This is a genomic window from Paenibacillus sp. FSL H8-0122 (genome assembly GCF_038005345.1).
Taxonomy (GTDB): Bacteria; Bacillota; Bacilli; order Paenibacillales; family Paenibacillaceae; genus Paenibacillus_AQ.
In genome coordinates, this window is the sequence record NZ_JBBOTB010000001.1 from 6,762,269 (window position 1) to 6,780,790 (window position 18,522).

Annotated in this window: 20 protein-coding genes and 1 pseudogene; 15 read left to right on the forward strand and 6 right to left on the reverse strand. The window is 44.5% G+C overall.

Annotated features, from left to right (window positions below):
• Positions 1 to 404: 404 nt before the first annotated feature.
• Entirely contained in the window at positions 405 to 1,133 is a 729-nt protein-coding gene (locus NSS64_RS28960; RefSeq protein WP_341142334.1) for an SDR family oxidoreductase, read from the reverse strand.
• Between the two features lie 133 nt (positions 1,134 to 1,266).
• A complete protein-coding gene (locus NSS64_RS28965) occupies positions 1,267 to 2,169 on the reverse strand; it encodes a helix-turn-helix domain-containing protein (protein ID WP_341142335.1) in 903 nt (300 codons plus the stop codon).
• Positions 2,170 to 3,013: 844 nt separating this feature from the next.
• Between NSS64_RS28965 and NSS64_RS28970 the strand changes: the two genes are divergently transcribed.
• The 3 genes from NSS64_RS28970 (at position 3,014) to NSS64_RS28980 (ending at position 5,313) form a co-directional block, all read left to right on the forward strand.
• Positions 3,014 to 3,841 carry a helix-turn-helix transcriptional regulator gene (locus NSS64_RS28970; protein WP_341142336.1) on the forward strand — a complete coding sequence of 276 codons (828 nt, stop codon included), beginning with the start codon at positions 3,014 to 3,016 and terminating at the stop codon, positions 3,839 to 3,841.
• Between the two features lie 86 nt (positions 3,842 to 3,927).
• Positions 3,928 to 4,908, forward strand: coding sequence for an ABC transporter substrate-binding protein (locus tag NSS64_RS28975; protein WP_341142337.1), 981 nt, complete (start codon positions 3,928 to 3,930; stop codon positions 4,906 to 4,908).
• A 66-nt stretch (positions 4,909 to 4,974) separates the two neighbouring features.
• Positions 4,975 to 5,313, forward strand: coding sequence for a cupin domain-containing protein (locus NSS64_RS28980; protein WP_341142913.1), 339 nt, complete (start codon positions 4,975 to 4,977; stop codon positions 5,311 to 5,313).
• A 235-nt stretch (positions 5,314 to 5,548) separates the two neighbouring features.
• Here NSS64_RS28980 and NSS64_RS28985 read toward each other — a convergent pair whose 3' ends face one another.
• Positions 5,549 to 6,082: a dihydrofolate reductase family protein gene (locus NSS64_RS28985; RefSeq protein ID WP_341142338.1), complete on the reverse strand. Its 534-nt coding sequence runs from the start codon at positions 6,080 to 6,082 to the stop codon at positions 5,549 to 5,551.
• A gap of 73 nt (positions 6,083 to 6,155) precedes the next feature.
• Here NSS64_RS28985 and NSS64_RS28990 point away from each other — a divergent pair, with 73 nt between their 5' ends.
• The 5 genes from NSS64_RS28990 (at position 6,156) to NSS64_RS29010 (ending at position 9,801) form a co-directional block, all read left to right on the forward strand.
• Positions 6,156 to 7,061 (forward strand): helix-turn-helix transcriptional regulator, encoded by a 906-nt coding sequence (locus NSS64_RS28990; RefSeq protein WP_341142339.1) that lies wholly within the window; start codon positions 6,156 to 6,158, stop codon positions 7,059 to 7,061.
• A 147-nt stretch (positions 7,062 to 7,208) separates the two neighbouring features.
• Positions 7,209 to 8,045, forward strand: a complete 837-nt coding sequence (locus NSS64_RS28995) for an alpha/beta fold hydrolase (RefSeq protein ID WP_341142340.1) — start codon at positions 7,209 to 7,211, stop codon at positions 8,043 to 8,045.
• Between the two features lie 139 nt (positions 8,046 to 8,184).
• Positions 8,185 to 8,631, forward strand: a complete 447-nt coding sequence (locus tag NSS64_RS29000; RefSeq protein ID WP_341142341.1) for a hypothetical protein — start codon at positions 8,185 to 8,187, stop codon at positions 8,629 to 8,631.
• A 1-nt stretch (position 8,632) separates the two neighbouring features.
• Positions 8,633 to 8,869: a helix-turn-helix transcriptional regulator gene (locus tag NSS64_RS29005; RefSeq protein ID WP_341142342.1), complete on the forward strand. Its 237-nt coding sequence runs from the start codon at positions 8,633 to 8,635 to the stop codon at positions 8,867 to 8,869.
• 14 nt (positions 8,870 to 8,883) lie between these two features.
• Positions 8,884 to 9,801, forward strand: coding sequence for an NAD(P)-dependent alcohol dehydrogenase (locus tag NSS64_RS29010; protein WP_341142343.1), 918 nt, complete (start codon positions 8,884 to 8,886; stop codon positions 9,799 to 9,801).
• A gap of 194 nt (positions 9,802 to 9,995) precedes the next feature.
• Here the strand turns inward: NSS64_RS29010 and NSS64_RS29015 are convergent, their stop codons facing one another.
• On the reverse strand, positions 9,996 to 10,892 hold the full coding sequence (locus tag NSS64_RS29015) for an alpha/beta fold hydrolase (protein ID WP_341142344.1): 897 nt from the start codon (positions 10,890 to 10,892) through the stop codon (positions 9,996 to 9,998).
• Positions 10,893 to 11,061: 169 nt separating this feature from the next.
• Here NSS64_RS29015 and NSS64_RS29020 point away from each other — a divergent pair, with 169 nt between their 5' ends.
• The 4 genes from NSS64_RS29020 (at position 11,062) to NSS64_RS29035 (ending at position 13,893) form a co-directional block, all read left to right on the forward strand.
• Positions 11,062 to 11,508: a MarR family winged helix-turn-helix transcriptional regulator gene (locus NSS64_RS29020; protein ID WP_341142345.1), complete on the forward strand. Its 447-nt coding sequence runs from the start codon at positions 11,062 to 11,064 to the stop codon at positions 11,506 to 11,508.
• A gap of 336 nt (positions 11,509 to 11,844) precedes the next feature.
• Positions 11,845 to 12,393 (forward strand): MarR family winged helix-turn-helix transcriptional regulator, encoded by a 549-nt coding sequence (locus NSS64_RS29025; protein ID WP_341142346.1) that lies wholly within the window; start codon positions 11,845 to 11,847, stop codon positions 12,391 to 12,393.
• A 127-nt stretch (positions 12,394 to 12,520) separates the two neighbouring features.
• Positions 12,521 to 13,030 carry a hypothetical protein gene (locus NSS64_RS29030; protein ID WP_341142347.1) on the forward strand — a complete coding sequence of 170 codons (510 nt, stop codon included), beginning with the start codon at positions 12,521 to 12,523 and terminating at the stop codon, positions 13,028 to 13,030.
• Positions 13,027 to 13,893, forward strand: coding sequence for an SDR family oxidoreductase (locus tag NSS64_RS29035; protein WP_341142348.1), 867 nt, complete (start codon positions 13,027 to 13,029; stop codon positions 13,891 to 13,893). Before NSS64_RS29030 ends, NSS64_RS29035 begins: the two co-directional genes overlap by 4 nt.
• 569 nt (positions 13,894 to 14,462) lie before the next feature.
• Here the strand turns inward: NSS64_RS29035 and NSS64_RS29040 are convergent.
• Positions 14,463 to 15,464, reverse strand: a complete 1,002-nt coding sequence (locus tag NSS64_RS29040) for a serine hydrolase domain-containing protein (RefSeq protein ID WP_341142349.1) — start codon at positions 15,462 to 15,464, stop codon at positions 14,463 to 14,465.
• Positions 15,465 to 15,626: 162 nt separating this feature from the next.
• Between NSS64_RS29040 and NSS64_RS29045 the strand changes: the two genes are divergently transcribed.
• Positions 15,627 to 15,962, forward strand: coding sequence for a helix-turn-helix domain-containing protein (locus NSS64_RS29045; protein WP_341142350.1), 336 nt, complete (start codon positions 15,627 to 15,629; stop codon positions 15,960 to 15,962).
• Positions 15,963 to 16,065: 103 nt separating this feature from the next.
• On the opposite strand, the gene NSS64_RS29050 is transcribed toward NSS64_RS29045, so the two are convergent.
• Complete coding sequence (locus NSS64_RS29050; RefSeq protein ID WP_341142351.1) at positions 16,066 to 16,908, reverse strand: sialate O-acetylesterase; 843 nt, start codon at positions 16,906 to 16,908, stop codon at positions 16,066 to 16,068.
• Between the two features lie 348 nt (positions 16,909 to 17,256).
• Between NSS64_RS29050 and NSS64_RS29055 the strand changes: the two are divergent.
• Positions 17,257 to 17,636: pseudogene (locus NSS64_RS29055) on the forward strand (EVE domain-containing protein).
• Positions 17,637 to 18,114: 478 nt separating this feature from the next.
• A complete protein-coding gene (locus tag NSS64_RS29060) occupies positions 18,115 to 18,402 on the forward strand; it encodes a hypothetical protein (protein WP_341142353.1) in 288 nt (95 codons plus the stop codon).
• Positions 18,403 to 18,522: the final 120 nt, after the last annotated feature.

Genomic DNA, 18,522 nt, shown 5'->3' on the forward strand with positions numbered 1-18,522 from the left:
GCTTTGGTCCGCTTTTGAAGAGGCTGTTCGTTCAGAAATGGGGACTGGATGGCTAACATATGGGGCTCGTTGGAGAGCGTCTCAATGTCAGGTCATTTCCCAACTGGAAGAAGAAGTTGCGAAAGAGGACAGGAAGCCTGGTGTAATTAAAGCATCACTTACGTATCTAAAAAGTCTAACGGAGCTGTTTGAGGAACGTTATCCAAATAGCAAAGGGAAGAGAATTAAAAGCCTCCCGCGCCTTCGCGAAGGGCGTAGCCCAAGCGAAGGCAACAGCAGACCCTTTTCTCCATCGTTCCGAGGGAAATTCCACTTACACAAACTTCTTGACGGTATCATGGATTTCTACATAATCAGGTTAATTAAGCTCCTAACGGGCAGGAATGGCGACAACTGCTTCTGTTTTACCAAGCCACAACTCCATGCTCATCAAAAAAGCCACCAGTTGGACCATCACTAATTATTGTGGCAAGCTCCACTACAATGGAAGCTGCTTGTTCGACTGTACGATAGCCACTATTACCATTTAGATCGGTAGCTGTAAATCCAGGGCAAACGGAGTTGATTTTAATAGGAGAATCGCTTAATTCTTTAGCTAAGGAAACGGTTAAAGCATTTACAGCCGTTTTAGAACTATTGTAGGCGAGCGAATTCGCATTATAAAATTCCGACGTTGAGTCTGAATTCAAGGTTAAGGAACCTAATGCGCTGGAAAGATTAACGATTCTTCCGGCAGAAGAATTTCTGAGCAATGGAAGCATTGCTTTAGTGACAGAAAATACACCGAAAACGTTTGTCTCGTAGGTACTCTTGAGAACAGACAATTCCAATTCACTTGGAGAGGTGTTTTCTTCGAAAAACACGCCTGCATTATTAATCAAGATATCAAGCAATCCATACTCTTGCTCAATCCATTCTGCTGCGGAGAGAACGGAGCTGGGGTTCGTGACATCAAGAACCACTGTTTTAGCTTTAATTTTCTCCTTTTCCAATAACGTTACGGCCTCATGTCCTTTATTTTCGCTTCTTGCTCCTATTAAAATCTCATACCCCATATTTCCCAATTGTCTTGCTGTCTCAAAACCGATACCTTTGTTTCCACCTGTAATTAATACGATCTTAGATTTATTCATAAAAGTGCCTCCCTACATTCTTGTTTTAATATGGCTGCGTTTACCGCATGAGATAAGAATATCAAGGAGACGAGTACATTTCTTTGCCTACAAGCTCATTCTATTTGTTTATTTAGCTCATTTTTAAGCCTCTTTAGGCGTCCTTCTTCAACCTCAGCTGCCGTCTAAACTCTGACGGTGGAAGTCCGAATCTTTCCTTGAATACTTTGGAAAAGTGAGCGATATTTTCGAATCCGGTCGAAAAACAGATATCAGTAACAGATAACGCTGTTTCCGCTAACAGTTCCTCGGCTTTATCCAGCCTTCGATTGCGAACCCACTTGAGCGGGGAGGTATTGTATATTGCTTGAAAATCCCTTTTGAACGCCGCCAGGCTTCTGCCAGACAAATAGGCCAGGTCGTTAAGGGAAACGGGATTCATGAAGTTCTCCTCCATGATCTTTGTGATGCTGTCTCTGTCCTTGCTTATGGGTTGCATCATTTGATGCAACAAACGATCATTCGAATCTGCTATGTGAAACAGCAATTCCATCAGTTTCACACGAACCAGTCCTTCTTTGACTTCGTCAGGGTTCTCGAAATAGGGTTTTAACGACTCGATATAGCTTCCAATGCGGTCATTGATCGGAAAGACTGTTATCGGAACAACATCATTCACGAGACAAACCGGTTTTAAACCGGCGAATTTGAGGAATTCATCTACTATCTTCTCGTTCAGGAAAAACATCATATAGTCGAGGATGTAATCGGAATCGGGTTCACCCGCTTTCTCGTACTCGACTCCCATTGATTTATGAATAAACATCATTTCGTTGCTCCGCATCGTATATTCTTGATCACCGAAGCGTACTGTATAGACACCCGACTTGACGATTAGCAGAAGATGATCCTGCAAAAAAAAGGTGCCTTTTATGCCTTGCGTGTAAAAGCAGATTTCGATAACGGACATCCCACCCAGCTTCAAGCTTCCTTTTTTATTAGGAAACTTTACCAGTTCATTAGGCACCTTGACCATTTTGCTTGATCTCATAGCCATGGACGTCCCGCCTTACTTGTACCTGCGATTGCTCTAGTTTCCATTTCTTAATCATCCTTTCGGTTATGCCAGTCTGCGCTTACCTGTAGAATAATTAGAAGCCGTTTTGACGTTAACGTTTCAACACTTATCCTTTTAGTATAACTGGAACCCAGCGAGAATACTTTGCTGAAAAGCTCAAACGACTTATTCATTTAGCTCCAAACGAGCAAGTTTTCCTGGATAATGGGCTATTATGATTAATTTATTTTTTTTCACTGGGAGTTAACCCGGTTGCAGCAGAGAACTATCACACTGAGTTTCCTAGTTATTTCAAAGGAACGTTCAAGGACGTCATTCCATTGGGTGGCAATTTAAACTTTGGAGGGGATACTCTCCACAGAACCTGATCTGATTATTGGGCCCAAGTGGAGACGAAAAGTGTTACGATCTACTCTCCACAATCGTCTGGACTGAGCTGATGCCTGAGCGTGACAACTGGAGGAACAAGGGATTGGTTTTGTGTGGAAAACGAACGAGGATAACCGGGAGAATGTTTTTACCAGCCAAGTTCAAGAACCTCCAAAGCCGATTCCGCAGAACGGTGCGTAAAATAGTTTTCTGCAAGATTGAAGTAACAGCCATTCCCAACGGGAATGGCTGCTAAACTTTCTTCTTCAGCTATTGCGGGGAACCCTACCGCCATTAATAAGTACTTTAGCCGGGTGCGGATTTTTTATTCTTCATATAGGTTGACAATGATAATCGTTATCAATAATCTAAAGATAGACGAGAGTCCTCATGCCCGCCTTCCCGATCGATCTCAGGATTGCCGGTAAACTACTATTGAAATGAGGTATGCAATGTGAAAATTGACGTAAATCAGTTAGCAGAGCATTTTGCACATACTCCATTTCAAGTAGAAGGAGTATATCGATATGCTAGAAATCCAGGTGCGCCTCACGCTGACTACACAGATTCTTTTCCTGGATTTGTGTTTCCACTTACAGGTAAGGTGCAATTTGAATTTAATGGAACGCCTTATATCTTTTCGCCAGGAAAAGTTGTGCATGGTGGTGCGAAAATGAAACTAGCTCAAAAAATGTTTGGTAAAGCCGACTGGGAATATATTCTCGTTCTATACCGGATATGTAACTTAGAACTAGCAGAGCCAAGCTTTTCTCATCAGCATTTTGAATTATCAACAGGACCATCTCCTCGTCTTATTGAATTAATTATGCGTCTTTGGCATGTGTATAATCAGCGTGGAGGCATTTCGATGTTTCAGACCGAAATGCTATTTCGTGACGTACTGAATGAAGCCTTAGTATGTGTTGATAATAGGCAAAATAGTTGTGAATCGCATACTTTATTCGAACAGGTAACTAATTATATTCATGAATATTATTATCAAAGCCTTACAATCGCATCGCTTGCAGAACAATATAACGTTAATCGAAATCGACTTTCTTACATATTTAGAAGACATGCAGGTATGGGACCAGCAGAATATTTATTAAAATATCGTATAAATGCGGCGCAAGAAATGCTATTTACGAGTGATGCGACTGTACAACAAATTGCGCAAACGGTTGGAATGACTGACCCCTTTTATTTTAGTAGAGTGTTCAAGAAACAATGTGGCATTTCTCCTACTGAATATCGAGAGAAGTTCATCAATAATCCATGCTGATTTCAACATGCATCCATTCTAATCTAAAAATTACTTTACTATAATAGTGGTTAACTAAAGAAACCATTATGTTGGAGGAATTTCGTATGCAGAAGATTAAAGGATTGCTGGTCTCAATGCTATTATTATCAGGCATACTAGCAGGTTGTAATGAAGCACCTGCTGAAAATAAAGGATCAACTAAAGAAGGCGCATCTACATCAGCAGTTAATGTAGATGCAACTGATTGGCCGAGAACATTTAAGGATGCCTTAGGTAAAAAAATTGTTATCAAGAAAAAACCAGAAAAGATAGCCTCACTATGGTATTTTTATCCTGAAATATTAGTTGCATTAGGTGAGCCACCTGCTGCTTCGACTGAAAAAGAGTATCTATCATCTTTATCTTATTTAAAAGGAAAGATGGATTCAGCTGAAGAATTAGGCGATAAAGTGTCTCCTAGTATTGAAAAAGTTTTATCTATTAACCCTGATTTTATTTTAGCAACAGAGCATCATGAAGCAGTGTATGATTCACTAGATAAAATTGCGCCAGTCATTACGTTAAAATACAAGGACATCTATGAAGATTGGCAATATGGACTCCGTACAGTAGCCGAGATTATTGGTAAAGAAGACGAAGCAGAAGAAGTAATTGATAAAATGATGAAAGAAATCACAACTGGGCGTGAAGTATTAAAGTCGATGGAAGGAGAGACAGTAGCACTTATATTGTCTTGGGATGGAAAAACTTTTAATGTTCTAGGTGAAGGAAATCCGGTCTATAACATTGCGTTTGATAAAGAAAAGGGACTCGGGCTTACACCAGATGATACATATACAGGTGCTAATAATGAATTTACTACGTTTGAAGGAATATCAACTGTTCAAGCAGACCATATTTTCCTTATAGGTGACATTACAAAAGAGGAACAATTAATGAATGACTTAAAACAAAGTAATGTATGGAATGCAATGAATGCGGTAAAGAAAGGCAATGTCTATTTAATGGATAATTCCGCTATTACTGGTGGGCCATTAGCTACTGAATACGCTATGCAAAATATATTAACTGCCTTGCGTAAGTAGATAATGGTTAGCTCTTGCCTATTCACTGTAAGTAACTTGAAGATCAAAAAATAAGGAGTGATTACTATCCATTACCAAGCGATTAATCTAAATGAGAAACTATCTGAACTTAACGATCTTTGGTCTCTGAAAGTCATTGGTGAAATGAATGACTATCAATTTAAACTCATTAAGATTGCCGGGGAGTTTGAATGGCATAGTCATGAAGAGACCGATAAGGTATTTATGGTGATCGAAGGGGAGATGATCATTGATTTTCGTGATGGTCAGGTTAAAATCTCCAAGGGTGAGATGATTGTTCTCCCGAAGGGGATCGAGATGAAGCCTTCCGCCGAAAAGGAATGCCATATCATGTTGGTGGAGCCTAGAAGCATAGTAAACAATGACGGTACTGAGTCCGAATGAACTGCAGCCAATGATACTTGGATCTAGTGTTTGCTACCTAAATCCCTTGATCCAAAAGCACAAATGGCTCGTGCTGAAGTAACTGCATTGATCGCAAGAATGCTCAAAGTAAACGACCTGATTGATAAGTAATGCAAACAACCATTGATGACCGGGAGTCGTCAATGGTTGTTTTTTGTTCGCCGATAGACCCGTTAAGCTGAGCCGTATCATAACTACCCCTCAATCATGGAGATTATGACCGAAGTGTTTGATAATGAAGCATCACGATCTGACCCATTCTCTCGGTATGGGTTAAGGTTAGATTCTCTGGCGCTGTTCCGGCAGGGAATAAGGGAATGCCTTCTCCCAGAATGGTGGGAATAAGCGCAATTTGGAGCTCATCCAGCAATTGAAGCTTAAGGACGCTCTGGACAAGCAATCCACCGCCTACAATCCAGACCTTGCCTTCTGAGGTTTGCTGTAACCGGGGGATAAGCCGGTCAATGGATTCTCCTGTAAAAACTACATGTGGAGCAGGCGGTTGCTCGGAATGCGTAAGGACAAAAGCCGGTTTATCTGCATAGGGGAATTCATCGGCTAGCTTCAGCACCTCTTCATAAGTATTTCGCCCCATCACTACGCTTCCCACAGTTCCATAGAATTCACTATACCCGTTATCCCCTCCATTTCCTTCGATCTCATACAGCCAATCGACGGAGCCATCGGATCTTGCAATGTAACCATCCAGACTCATAGCGATGTACAGCACAACTTTATGTTTTGACATTGTTAATCGCTCCCTTCTAGATTTAATGATACACTAGAACTATGACAAAATATGACGTAGTTAGGTGAAGCCATTGATTAATCGAAGACTGGAAATTATGCGGACATTGGATTCAAGGACCAAATTTACGGCCCGCCAGCTGGCAGAACGATTCGGAGTATCGCTAAGGACGATCCAACGCGATCTGGATTATCTGCAGCAGATGGGGCTTCCTCTGTATTCGGAGGTAGGCATACACGGGGGGTACCGGGTGCTGCCGAACCGGATTTTGCCGCCCCTTCAATTAACACAGCACGAGGCGTTGGGATTGTTCCTGATGATTGAATATTTGGAGCATATTCCTGACTTTCCCTATGGAATCATCCGGGCTCAACTGGCAGATCAGTATTATTCCGGATTGCCGGATGATGTGCGGGATCTGATTAGTCGTTCGAAGCAGCATCTTGCTGTTCTTCAGCACTCTTCGATACGCCCAGCTCCGTTAACGACCCAGGTGTTAGGTGCAGCCGTGGAGAAGAGAGAGATTACATTTGCTTATCATTCCCGCAGCGGCAAGAAGAATGTACAGGTCTATCCGCTCGGGATCTATTATGAACAAGGGTATTGGTATATGCCCGCCAGCAAGCAGGGTGAGATTCGCCTGTATCGGGTCGATCGGATGGAGCAGCTGGAGGAAGGGCCTCACCGAACAGAGGAGTCACTTCCGACGCTCGCAGCATGGATGAAGGCCGGGGAGACCAGGGATAGCACCGAAGTCATATTACAATTTACAGATATGGGCGTAAGGCTGGCGGAGTCGGACCGGGTATTCGCTTCAGTTCTGGACAGGGAATGGCGCGGCTGTATTCCTGTGGAAGAGTTCCCGTTCACGGCGCAGAAGCTGCTTGCCTACGGACCTGAAGTGAAGGTGGTCTCTCCAAGGGAATTGCAGGAATCTGTCAGAGAGTTGCTGGAGAAGGCTATAAATCAGTATTCATAAAATACTCAATATCCATTTTCCCGGGGTGTTGACAGCTAGACTATTAATTGTTATATTCTCAACGTCGAAAATTTTAACTATATTTAACAATTAAAGGGGTAGTAGAAGCCCAATAAGCGGTGAAACAAAAAATGGAGGGATGTACAAATGGCAAAGGTTACGGTTGGGCAGGAGAATGGAACTTCAATTGAGCTTCATTATGAGGATGTCGGAACAGGGAAGCCAGTTGTGCTGATTCATGGTTGGCCGCTCAGTGGAAGGTCCTGGGAGAAGCAAGTGCCTGCACTAGTGGAAGCCGGTTATCGGGTGATCACGTATGATCGCCGTGGATTCGGTCAGTCTTCCCAGCCGTGGAACGGATACGACTATGATACATTCGCGGCGGATTTGCATGCGTTGATGTTGAACCTGGATCTTCATGATGTGACATTGGTCGGGTTCTCCATGGGCGGAGGAGAAGTAGCGCGTTACATTGGTACTTATGGAGTGGATCGGGTATCAAAAGCGGTGTTGGCCGGTGCTGTCCCTCCGTATCTGTACAAATCCTCGGATAACCCGGACGGCGGATTTGACGATGCGACTATTAAAGGATTCCAAGAGGGAGTAAAGGCGGATCGTCTAGGGTTCCTAGAGGGGTTTGTAACCAATTTCTTCGCCTCTGGGGACAGAACTGACTTGGTAAACGAAGCGTTCCGCTTATACAATCGCGATATTGCGGCTTTCGCGTCGCCGAAAGGCACGCTTGATTGCATCTCGGCATTCTGCTATACCGATTTTCGTGCGGACCTTGAAAAATTCAAATTGCCAACGCTTATTCTTCATGGTGATGCTGATGCGATCGTTCCTGTCGAGATCAGTGGTCAAAAAGCGCATGAGCGGATCGCAGGTAGCCAGTTAGTCATAATTAATGGCGGCCCCCACGGATTCAATGTTACCCACGCTAAGGAATTTAACCATGCCTTGTTGCAATTCTTGAAGGGCTGATACTACAAAAAAACCGTCTTATGTATGATAAAAAGGATCATAACATACATAAGACGGTTTTTTTGTATGATAAAGTTGACACGATGTATAGTTTTGTATACATTATGTTTAGTGAACTATACTAAAGGCGGTGTCATACATGACTTATCAGGAAAAGAAGAGCATCGTATCGCTAATCAGCACCCTGCTCATTTTTACAGTGTATTTGCTGTACAGGTACCCGCAGTATCCAAATGAAGTGTCGGATTCAAAAGTAACCTTCCATTACTGGGGTTCCTTCATTCTTGTATTGACCTTGGTTTCCATCGCGGCACATATCGTGATCAGCATTGTTTTTAACATCATCTTCCGGATGACGACAGGTGAAAAGGAACCTGCATTCGCGGACGAGCTGGATAAGCGCATCGACTTGTTGGCCTTCCGAAATTCATTTGCCATGTTTGTCAGTGGTTTCCTTCTGGCTATGGGCTTATTGGTTATAGACCAGCCTTTGAAGGTAATGTTCATCGTCCTAATCGCCGCTGGATTTCTGTCAGACGTAACCGGTTCAATATCGAGACTGTATTACTACAGGAGAGGAGTCTAAGATGGGCAAAGTTCTTGTTGGCAATTACATCAGAAAATTACGATTCGATCTTAACGAAATGACCCAGCAGCAGCTGGCCGACAAGGTAGGTGTAACCAGACAAACGATCGTAGCTCTTGAAAAAGGAAATTACTCCCCCTCACTGGAGTTGGCCTTTCGTATTGCCCGCACCTTTAACTTGCCGCTCGAAGAGGTATTCTTTTACGGGGAAAATTCAGAGGAGCCAAGAGGGAAATAGATAGGGGGTAAAGGATGAGAGCAATGGTATATGCCAAATACGGTTCGCCTGATGTGCTTCACCTGAAGGAGCTAGAGAAACCCGCACCGAAGGATAACGAAGTCCTTGTCAGAATCTATGCGGCAACGGTAACAGCGGGGGACTGGCGTATGCGAAAGGCCGACCCGTTCCTTGCAAGATTGTACAATGGTCTCTTAAGGCCCAAAAAGGTAACGATATTGGGGTTTGAGTTAGCCGGGGAAGTTGAAGCCGCAGGCAAAAATGTAACACGCTTTAAGATTGGCGATCAAATATTTGCGTCTTGTGGTTTCAGCTTCGGTGCATATGCCGAGTACAAATGTCTGCCTGAAGATGGACTGGTGGTCATGAAGCCGGTCAATGTGAGCTATGAGCAGGCTGCCGCTATTCCCGTCGGGGGGCTCACCGCGTTGAACCTTCTAAGGAAGGGGCAACTCGCGAGCGGAATGAAGGTGCTTATTTATGGAGCCTCTGGAAGTGTGGGAACTTATGCGGTCCAGCTTGCCAAATATTATGGGGCAGATGTAACAGGGGTATGCAGTACTGCTAATCTTGAGCTGGTAAGATCTATAGGAGCCGATCGGGTCATAGATTATACGAAACAGAAGTTCATGGCGCATGAAGAAAGCTATGATTTGATCTTTGATGCCGTTGGGCAAACGATATCGAAAATCAAAAAATCGGCATTCAAAAAAGCTCTGCGTACGAACGGGAAGTATGTGAGTGTGGATATGTCATACAAGCCTCGCGTTGAAGATCTTATCTTCCTCCAAGAGCTGCTTGAGGCCGGTACCCTTAAGCCTGTTATTGATAGATGCTATTCGCTGGAACAAATTCCGGATGCCCATCGTTATGTCGAACAAAAACATAAGAAGGGGAATGTCGTCATTACTGTAAGTGAAATTTGCCGTTAGTGCCAGCGCGGTGAACCGTATCATAAGTAGGGCAAAGAAAAATGCTCAGTACCTTTTTTGGCTACCTGCGATAAAGCTTAAGATTGCACTGGTTTCAAACAGGGCCGCCAAATCTTCTATTTGGCGGCTGTGCGTATTGACCAGCCTTTATTAGCCGATTCAAGGGCGATGTCGGGAGAAGCAGCATTAAATGATTATAAATAATTTATCGTAGACATGCTGTCAAAGAATTCGAGAAGAGCAGCTGCTACCTTCTCGGGTGCCTCTAGTGCTGCATAGTGGCCGACGCCATCAAGTGAAACCGACCGGACTTCGCCTGACGCTACCTGGCTTATTGTTGCAAAAGTAAACTCACCTCCTCCGGCTCCGATCGCTAGCACGGGCATACTCAGTTTGTGGGCGGCGGCGAGAGCTGCAATGTCTTCGCCCTCCTGAAGCATAGACTGGTAGAGGCCAATCGTTCCCCGCCAACCGTTGGGACGGGAATAGGTGCGTACGAACTCGCCGATGTCGGCTTCAGTGATTGCCCCTGGTGTCGCACTCATGGTTGGGAATACGAATTGTCCAAGGAATTCACGTTCGCGGCCGGAGAGCAGCATCTCGGGGATGTTCGGAGCAGCAAAAACGCCGATGTACCAGGTACCCCCATGTGTGACATCGGCCAGCATTTCTAAGCCGAATCCAGGTAGGCCCATCTCGATCGCGGTGAAGCTGAGTACATCCTCCGGATAGGTAACCGCGAGGCGGAAGACGGTTGCCCCGCTTATGTCTTGGCCTGTGAGGTGAACTGGGCCAACATTGAGCTCTTTGATAAGAAAATGCAAGTCTTCTGCAGAGGTCTTGCTGTCGTAATTACCAGGCGCATTGTCTGAGTCACCGAAACCGCGTAGGTCTACGGCAAAGACACGGTGATTCTCGGCTAAAAGTGGAATTAGTTTTCGAAAAGTCCACCAAGTCTCAGGGAAACCATGAACCAGTAGGATTGGAGTGCCAGTAGTTCCTGCTGATACGTAGTGAAGCTTGGTTCCGTTAACTTCTGCGTAGTGATGGGAGATACCAGTCAGTGTAACCCCTGTTTTATTTATAGTCATTCAAAAATCCTCCTTCAATTCACTTAGACAACTTGGTTGTCCATTTGTATAATAGACAACCAAGTTGTCTTTGTCAAGCAGTATATTCACGAGTATAGTGTTTTTGACGGATCATCAGTAGCTATGCTATTATAATTTTACTATGTCTAATTCAGGTGCTACTCTAACAATGCTTTTAATTGGCGGCTATCGTTCACTAGTGGAGGCTGCGCAAGCTGAACTTGCTGCTCGGGGATACGAGGATGTTCGCCCCGTTCACGACGTAGCAATTCGGGCCATTGCTTCTGGAGCCGACAGTGCTTCGGAGCTAGGCCGGCGCTTAATGGTCTCAAAACAAGCTGCGGCGAAAACCATTGACATCCTTCAAAAGCGAGCGTACGTCGTTCGCGAAGTCGATCCACTTGACGCTCGGCGCAAACGCCTTCGTGTCACCGCACGCGGGTTAGAAATGCTGCGAGAAGCTGAAGAGATCTTTGATGAGTTGCGGGATAAATGGGCCCGACAGATTGGAAGCGCCCAGCTCGAGGAATTAGAGAAACACCTGGCGGATTTGATTGGAACTGATCCCAATCGCCTCGATAACTCAGGGTGGCTTGCACAAGACCTAGGGGAGTAGTTTTTCTAAAGGTTTGATGCAGGGCGAAATTTTCAAAGATATAAAGAGAACTGATCCCTTGTGAGCTTCATCTGCAAGGGGTTTTTTGTAATATGAAAAATGAATTCCATCCAGAGGAGGAGACGTTACTTTAGCGTCATACACAATCATGCGAGTCGATCGATTGCTCTCCATGCTGCTGACCATCTCGGGTAAAGGTACGGTAACAGGCAAGGAGTGAGAGCTGCTGGAGCCTCGTGAATTACGGGCGGACTGAAGAAGGAAAAAATATAATATATGATTAAATCTTGCTTTACGCTGGTTGACATAAAAGTAATTAGGAACCATACTATATATATGAACAACAATAATAGAAAAATAAATGACATGGAGGCAATTCCCTCCCTTGTACAATCCAAGCGTCAGATTGATCGCTATAACCTGGACATAGACGCCCAAGCTATACTCGTCGCGTCTAGGCTAATGGCAGCGGGAGCCCAGCTTGGGCATGCCTCGGAGATTCATTTCTCCAGATTCGGCTTATCAACAGGCCGATATCGTGTATTGGCAGATCTCGAAGATCACGAAGGAGAAGAGTTGCCTTCGCAATTAGCAGAGCATCTAGGCGTTACGCGTGCTACAGTGACTGGTCTGATCGACATTCTTGAACGGGATGGCCTAGTATCCAGGCGGTTAAGCTCAGAGGATGGCCGTCAGAAATCGGTTATTCTGACGGAAGGAGGAGCGAAGAAGCTACATGAAATGGCTCCTGAGCATTTCGCTTGGCTGGAGGCCATGGTGGGCTTACTCAGTATAGACGAGCGCAGCGTATTCCTCGACTTGCTGGGCCGGGTTACACAAGGCATCTCTGCCCTTACGGACGAACCAGGCTCGCAACCAAAATGAAACATCAGTAATGAGTAGAATGGGCTAGTAATGCTAGCCTCTTTTTACTCCTATATAGTTAGGTTCCTAATTATATCTCACTGAAAGCACTCGACGGAATGATCTCAGAGAAGGAAGGGGCAACGAAATGAACCAGATGAAATACCCGAATCCGCCAGATGATGCTTACGGTATCAAGACGGTGGGTTCCAGAAAAAAGCCCTTTGCACTATGGCGTGAAGTTGTAATGGCCTATGCTGCTCCTGCCATCATGGCAGGTATTGGGGGATTGGTTACTGCTGATAGGGGGCTTCAAATCGGAGCATTGACGACAATCGGCGGTGCATCAGCTTTGATGGCTTTGATGATTGGCCTTATATTGCGCAGCCGGTTGGGTCATATGCGATGGGTCACAGGTGCACCTCACTTGGTTGTGGTAGGAGGGTTCGCAATAGCTGGGTCCTTGTATGGCCTATGCGCGGCATGGGTGACATCTGGTGTACTGGAACTTATGATGCCGGGCCATCACTTGGCCTGGGTCGATCGCGTCTGGACCGATTTCCCGTTGTCTGGATTCATAGCAAGCACGATAGTGACATGGCGGTGGCGTCTCGCCGTTACCACCCATTTGACATTCAAAAGGAGAAGAAAAAAATGATAGTTATTGTGGGAGCAACAGGTACGATAGGCAGTGCGCTTTTGGAACGTTTGGCTGATCTTGGCGTGCCCGTCAGGGCTCTGAGTAGAGAGCCAGAGCAGTTGCGTAAGCAGGTCGGAGAAAAGGGCCGATCAGCTATCGAGGTCGTATGGGCAGATGCTGCTGACCCCGAATCGCTGCGCCGCGCATGTACAGGTGCCAGCCAGCTCTTCCTCGCCATGTCCAACAGTCCAAGACAAATTGAATTGGAAACTTCAATCATTCAGATTGCAGGCGAATCTGGAATCGAGCACATCGTGAAAATATCCAGCCCTGCCTTTGAGCAGAGCTCTCCAGTAGCAGTGGCGGGCTGGCATACAGAAATCGAGCAAGTGCTGAGGGAATCAGATCTCACCCACACCGTGTTGCGCCCGTATGCATTCATGCAAAACCTAATGCGCTTTGCACCAACCATTACAACCCAAAATGTTTTCTTCGGCTCCATGGGCCATTCACCGTGTAACTTCATTGACTGCCGCGATATCGCAGATGTTGCCGCAGAAGCTCTAACTAACCCTGAGGTCACAGGTCAAATATATACGCTTACGGGTTCAGAGATTTTCAGCTATCCTCAGATCGCGGCCCGGCTGTCCGCCCTGCTCAATCGGCCGATAAGTTACATCAACATGGAACCTCAAGAACTACTCCGTAATCTTATTGAACACGGGAATATGCCTCCTTGGCTTGCGAACCACGTTGTGGAGATTCAATCCATGTCTATGGTGGTTCCAGAACGTCCAAATGACACTGTGCAGCGCCTGCTCGGCAGAGAGCCGCGCAAGCTGGAAGCGTTTCTGCAGGAGTATGTGGAGAATTTCCGGTAGTGGATGTCAATGACACGGGGTTGTGAAATCACACCCTTTTGGCTAACGTATCAACGATGGTTACAAAAAGGGAGATTAGCAGCTACGAACAACTGTTAATCTCCCTTTTGCAACCCTGCTATTCGCTTACTTCTTTCTCCGTCTGCCGAAAAAAATACTGATATTATGAATAAGGATAGCTATGCTGATTAGCACCAATATATAAGAATAATCTGTTTTATCTGCCAGTAAAAGAGACACACTAAACAATGTAAAAGTAATTATAAAACTCAAAGATGTGTTTTGAGGGTTACGGTCTTTTTTGTAGGCTGAGTATATGCTATAAAACATAAGCCAGGCAATACCAATCACTATAAATATCTTTAAATACATAGGGATCAAACCTTACTAGTGAATTTTAAAGTTGGGTGATGTTAATGTACGACTTTTGCATATCCATCTTTGCAGTATTAAATTCATTAATAGTTACACCTGCAAGAACTGCCAGGCCTCCTCCCGCAATAAGCCATCTTGCAGAAGACCAGACAAATTCGCTCCCGCAAACCCTGATGATCCAGCTTTGGCTAACATTAGTTCAGAGTACACGATAAGACTTTGTCTCCAAATGCTTTAATATCCTCCAAGTAGTCGTACCCTGGTGGATTTGGACCTGCTTGATTGTACATTCTAACCGCGACTAGCCGATGTTCAGGAATAACCAAACAGGCACAGCCAGTTAGTCCCAGCATTTGGTAGGACTCGGGTGGGAGTGTGTTTCCTATTTCAGAAATAGCTCTAGGCTTATCCTGAATCCACCAAGCGAAGCCATTTCTAGGCAGAGTATCATCAAGATTTGCTGGGCTCTGATTGGTTGTAGCTTGTTCTATAACCTCTTTCGGAACAATTTGTTGTCCATTGACGAGTCCACGGTTCAGGTGAAGATAACCCCAAAAGGCCAATTCACGGGTACTTACAAAAAGATTGGCTTCCCCCCCTTGGTCATCAGCATATTCTTCATTTAACCAGACTAAATTGTCATCTCTATTCTTACACCAACCTGTCTCAATGAAATTGCAGGGTTTGAAAACATATTGTTGCATGACCTCTGATAGGGGCGCTTCAAATAAATTCTTTATTAATCTAATAAGCATATTGATTCCTATATTGTTATACTTCCAATTCGTTCCCGGCGGGAAAAGTTTCTCTTGATTATTTTTGAGTCCATGAGTATGTGTTAATAAATGTCTTATTCTAACCCCTTCAACAGCAGCTGGGTTTAGATCTTCTAAGTAATCTGAAATATAATCATCAATGCTTGAAAGTTTATTTTGGTATAAGGCCAGGCTGATCGCAAAGCCAATGTAAGACTTTCTTACTGAAGCAACATTAAACCGGGTTGAGGGCGTTACAGATTGTATCTTTGAATTATACTCATATGAACCAAAGTAGCTTTCATTAACAATAGTGTCATTATGGATGATAAGTGTAGCGGCAGCGGAACAAGAAATTTGGTTCTTAGCTTTAATTACATGGTTAGTTAGCGCCCAATACTTATGGTTTCTGGTATGTACTACTTCTTTTGGTATGAACATATTCTCACTTCACCTCTGTTTATAATAAAGATGCCGGTATAGAATATAAAAATCATATCATTTTTTGGAAGTTATAGACTATGGTAACGCTGGAAAGGTACATTAGGCTATCTTATTTTGAGCGGAACTTGTCTGCACTTTGAACATGGAGAGGTGAATACTGTGATGGATAAGGAAATATTGAAGCAGGTAGGAGCCCGGATTCGTGCTCTTCGGAAAGAGCGGGGCCTGTCGCAGGAGGCGCTTGGGGAGATCGGCGGGTTTCATTTTTCATACATAGGTCAGATTGAACGTGGGGAGAAGAACGTTTCTTTATTGAATTTACATAAGATTGCAGAATCGCTTGAGGTGAATATCATTCAGTTGTTTGCCTACCAGGGTGAGGAGTTCATGGTTACCGCAGCAGAGCGTGATATTCAGGATATGGTAGGTATGCTCCGTGAGGCCAATGACGAGAAGGTACGTGTGGCTAGAAATGTACTGAAGGAATTACTATAAAGAATCATTATGAATCAAGCCTATCTATTCATAGTATAAACAACAGTGGCGGCCTTCTAGGCCGCCCTTTGTTTTCACCGATAGATCCGTTAAGCAAAAGGGATCAGACCTGCATAACCTTAACCATCTGCGCCTCGAATTCGGCGTAAGTAATTTTACCCAAAGCCAAATCCATGCTATGAAGGTAGATCTGTTCTGTTTTTGAATAGTCGCGCTCCACTTTCAGCGATTGCTCCTCTCCCCGGAGGGGCTCCAAGACATGACACTTGTTCGAAAAAGCTTCGAAATAGCGGTAGCCGAATTTGCGTTGCGAAACTGCGTTTATATGAATGCCATCAGGATTCGCGGTCAACTCTGCTCCTGTTACAAAATAACAATTTTGCTGTTCGTTAGCGAAGCGCTGCAACTGTTCATTTACCTGCAAATACTCTGTCGCTTGCTGTCCAAAACCAGTCTTCCCAAGGAAATCACCAAGTCCGCCAATGATCAACGGCACCTCATCAAGCTTCAATTCGTTTCTAAGGGTCTCGATGATCAGGGTTAATTTCTCGTAATAGGTTTCATGCAGCGAATGATAACTGTCGCTCTCTCCCTGGTGCCAAAGAATTCCGCAGATTTGACTGGACCGCAAGGCAAAGCGAGCTTCAGACAAAGCATGCTGAAAAAGGATGCCCTCCGGATGCCAATCATTCAACGAGCTGCCACCTTCTGCACAAGGAATCAAACCAATTTCATCATCAGAATGGGCTTTCGACCAGGCATCGGCGAAAGACGCCGCCAGGCTCACACCGGAAACCGGACGGTCATAATTAATCGGCTCTGTCATCATCTGCCACTGTCCATTTCGCAGCATTTTTATTTTTTCATTATATATAGGGTCGACTTCATGCAAGAATCCACGGCCTGCCATATTCGATTGACCCAGCATTAAAAATGATTTTATCATTTAATCTTCATTCCTTTACCTAACGATTATTGACTAATTGAATTATTATATAGTTTGATTAGGCTAAAATCAATTAATGATCACTATGCCTGGTGTTGGGGTAGTGACGGTTGCCGGATTTATAGACAGGATATCAAAAAAATGCTCGAACGCTACTGACAGACCGCTGTCAGTAGCGTTATTGTAAGCTGGATTCAGTGTAAGAAAAAGGAGCTGGGTTCAGCAATGAATACGAAAGAAACGTTGTGTAATTTTGAGGAAACGGTCTGCGGTAATATTCAAGAATTGGCGGGCTCAAGTCTTGAACAACTTGTCCGAAATACGGTTCTCCATCCCCCTTCCTATTGGATAGGCGTCGTCTCGGCATCGCCCAAATGTGTCACGGTAAATCTGCACCCTTACGCAGAATGCAGCCTGGGGATTGGCTTGTGTACTATTCTCCCCGAACGGAGATAGGAGACGGCAAGCCGTTGCAAGCGTTCACCGCCATTGGCCGGGTTTTGGACGACCATGTGTACGAATATGCGATGTCCGCGACGTTCGTACCTTACCGGCGGAATATCGAATATGTTCCCTGTCAAGAAGCAAGAATCGAAGGCTTGCTAGATAGGCTGTCCTTCACCCGCGGTAAGCGGAATTGGGGCTACCCGTTCCGTACCGGCCACTTTGAGATAAACCAAGAAGATTTCTTTACTATCGCGGAAGCGATGTATGCGGCCATTCAATAAAGAGAGGGTCTTTTAACTTGCCGTTACAGACAGCCCGGGGAACGGTAGTATAAGTAGGGCGAAAAAGGGGGGGGAGAAGTACGGAGGTTTGTAGAAGTGATGGTGTAAAGGCTGTAGGAGTATATTTATCTCTCTAGATATGAATTCTGGGTAATTTCGTGTGCAACCCTCGGTCCGGCAGAAGTTAGAAAGGTCTCGAAGAGGCATTTCAGTTGCAATGAAGCGGTATCAGCCGGACACATCCGCACTACTTACCGTAACAAGTGTACGGTTCGCTTGGCCTGTTCGCGGCAATAGTCTCCCGCACTGAGAAAGTGATTGAGACATTGGCCACATTAACTTGCCGCACGTGCTCCAGCTGAGTAGGTGTACCGGGCGTTCAAGATTTATTTGGGTATAAATGCCATAAATGAGGGATGAATTTACATATTTTTAATGTGGTAAAATTATTGTATACATAATGAAAGGGGAATATAAAATGTCTATCGCTTCACAAATTGTTGATGATATTCGCGACCATGTGCAAAATTATGAATTAAACAGAAGCCAAGCAGAAGATAAAGAAAACCTTGTGAGCGGCTTTAGGTACGCACCACAAACAAAATCAGTAAAATACCAACTACGGGAAGCGCAAGAATACCTGACTATATACGAAACAAATGCAGCGAATAGTAGGCAGGAAGCAATGAAAATATACACGAAATATAAAGAATACTTTGATAGTGACGAACTAAGGGAAGCAGAAGAGTTGATTGGAAAATTATAATCGTAAGGATCGGGCTAACCCCCGGTGCATTTTTGCTCACAAAACAATTAGCCCTGCGACATAGGGCGTATCATCGAAGGGGACTCTATATTGATACGCATAAGGAAACGTATGTTTGTA

What these genes read in the sequence shown, in the direction of transcription:
- NSS64_RS29005 (WP_341142342.1), top strand. Translation starts at nt 8,633, where the DNA reads ATGGGCAAAGTTCTTGTTGGCAATTACATCAGAAAATTACGATTCGAT.
- NSS64_RS28995 (WP_341142340.1), top strand. Translation starts at nt 7,209, where the DNA reads ATGGCAAAGGTTACGGTTGGGCAGGAGAATGGAACTTCAATTGAGCTT.
- NSS64_RS29000 (WP_341142341.1), top strand. Translation starts at nt 8,185, where the DNA reads ATGACTTATCAGGAAAAGAAGAGCATCGTATCGCTAATCAGCACCCTG.
- NSS64_RS29025 (WP_341142346.1), top strand. Translation starts at nt 11,845, where the DNA reads ATGAACAACAATAATAGAAAAATAAATGACATGGAGGCAATTCCCTCC.
- NSS64_RS28985 (WP_341142338.1), bottom strand. Translation starts at nt 6,082, where the DNA reads ATGTCAAAACATAAAGTTGTGCTGTACATCGCTATGAGTCTGGATGGT.
- NSS64_RS29060 (WP_341142353.1), top strand. Translation starts at nt 18,115, where the DNA reads ATGTCTATCGCTTCACAAATTGTTGATGATATTCGCGACCATGTGCAA.
- NSS64_RS29015 (WP_341142344.1), bottom strand. Translation starts at nt 10,892, where the DNA reads ATGACTATAAATAAAACAGGGGTTACACTGACTGGTATCTCCCATCAC.
- NSS64_RS29040 (WP_341142349.1), bottom strand. Translation starts at nt 15,464, where the DNA reads ATGTTCATACCAAAAGAAGTAGTACATACCAGAAACCATAAGTATTGG.
- NSS64_RS29050 (WP_341142351.1), bottom strand. Translation starts at nt 16,908, where the DNA reads ATGATAAAATCATTTTTAATGCTGGGTCAATCGAATATGGCAGGCCGT.
- NSS64_RS28975 (WP_341142337.1), top strand. Translation starts at nt 3,928, where the DNA reads ATGCAGAAGATTAAAGGATTGCTGGTCTCAATGCTATTATTATCAGGC.
- NSS64_RS28965 (WP_341142335.1), bottom strand. Translation starts at nt 2,169, where the DNA reads ATGGCTATGAGATCAAGCAAAATGGTCAAGGTGCCTAATGAACTGGTA.
- NSS64_RS28960 (WP_341142334.1), bottom strand. Translation starts at nt 1,133, where the DNA reads ATGAATAAATCTAAGATCGTATTAATTACAGGTGGAAACAAAGGTATC.
- NSS64_RS29030 (WP_341142347.1), top strand. Translation starts at nt 12,521, where the DNA reads ATGAACCAGATGAAATACCCGAATCCGCCAGATGATGCTTACGGTATC.
- NSS64_RS29010 (WP_341142343.1), top strand. Translation starts at nt 8,884, where the DNA reads ATGAGAGCAATGGTATATGCCAAATACGGTTCGCCTGATGTGCTTCAC.
- NSS64_RS29020 (WP_341142345.1), top strand. Translation starts at nt 11,062, where the DNA reads ATGCTTTTAATTGGCGGCTATCGTTCACTAGTGGAGGCTGCGCAAGCT.
- NSS64_RS29035 (WP_341142348.1), top strand. Translation starts at nt 13,027, where the DNA reads ATGATAGTTATTGTGGGAGCAACAGGTACGATAGGCAGTGCGCTTTTG.